At 62.1% G+C, this 1,199-nt stretch carries 1 protein-coding gene; it reads left to right on the forward strand.

Annotated elements, in window-relative coordinates:
* The first annotated feature begins 87 nt into the window (after positions 1-87).
* Complete coding sequence (locus DVS29_RS36755; RefSeq protein WP_118186251.1) at positions 88-1,080, forward strand: IS5 family transposase; 993 nt, start codon at positions 88-90, stop codon at positions 1,078-1,080.
* Positions 1,081-1,199: the final 119 nt, after the last annotated feature.

Consider the following 1,199-nt stretch of genomic DNA (forward strand, 5'->3'; position numbering starts at 1 on the left):
GGAAACGCTGATTTATTCGGCTCGGCAGTCATCGCTGACGGGGCCGAGGACGTTGTAGAAAGAAGCTCACGGAACGGTCCCACAGTCATGAAGCGGCAGATCGGTTTTGCAGAGGCGGAAACCTTGGGCAAGAAGCGCGTGACGAAACGACAGCGTTTCCTGACAGAGATGGAGAAGGTGGTCCCGTGGCAGCGCCTGCTGTCGGCGATCGGGCCGCACTACCCGAAAGGCGAACGGGGCCGCCCGCCGATCGGTCTTGAGCGCATGCTGCGAATCTACTTTCTTCAACAGTGGTACGGCCTGTCGGACGAAGGTCTTGAAGACGCGCTGTACGACAGCATTGCGATGCGCGCGTTCGCCGGCATCGACCTGGCGCGAGAGAACGTGCCGGATGCCACCACGCTGCTGAAGTTCCGGCGTCTGCTGGTCGAGCACGAACTCACGCGCAAGCTGTTCGACGAGATCGGCATCGAGCTGTGCGAGCGCGGGCTGATGATGAAGGAAGGCACGCTGGTGGATGCGACGATCTTCGAGGCCCCGTCGTCGACGAAGAATGCCGGAAAGAGCCGGGACCCCGAGATGCACCAGACGAAGAAAGGCAACGAGTGGCATTTCGGCATGAAGGCGCATCTCGGTGTCGACGCCGACTCGGGGCTGGTGCATAGCGTGGTCACCACGGCAGCCAACGAGTCGGATGTCTCGCAGGCCCATGCGCTGCTGCACGGTCACGAGCGCGAAGCGTTTGGCGATGCAGGCTACACGGGGGTGGGCAAGCGTGAGGAGATGAAAGGCAAGGCGGTGAAGTGGCACGTGGCGCTCAAGCGCGGCAGGCTCAAGGCGTTGCCCGAGGGTGCGCTCAAAGATCTGGTGTTGGCGGCCGAGCGGACCAAGGCGCAGATTCGTGCTCGCGTCGAGCATCCGTTCCATGTCGTCAAGAACCTGTTCGGGCATCGCAAGGTGCGCTACAAGGGGCTGCGCAAGAACACGGCGCAGCTGTTCAGCCTGTTCGCGCTGGCGAACCTGGTGATGGCGCGTAACCGGTTGCGGCCATGTCATGGGAGCAGTCCGTCTGGCGTGTGAAAAATGCAGCAAGTCGGCCGTGTAGGTACCCAAAATATGTCTCGACGGGCTTCCCGTTTCAAAAATCGCGAGCCGTATGCGCGGGATCACCGGCGGCGGGCTCATTGATCAGCGCTTCC

This window comes from Paraburkholderia phosphatilytica (assembly GCF_003443895.1).
GTDB lineage: Bacteria > Pseudomonadota > Gammaproteobacteria > Burkholderiales > Burkholderiaceae > Paraburkholderia > Paraburkholderia phosphatilytica.

What these genes read in the sequence shown, in the direction of transcription:
- DVS29_RS36755 (WP_118186251.1), top strand. Translation starts at nt 88, where the DNA reads ATGAAGCGGCAGATCGGTTTTGCAGAGGCGGAAACCTTGGGCAAGAAG.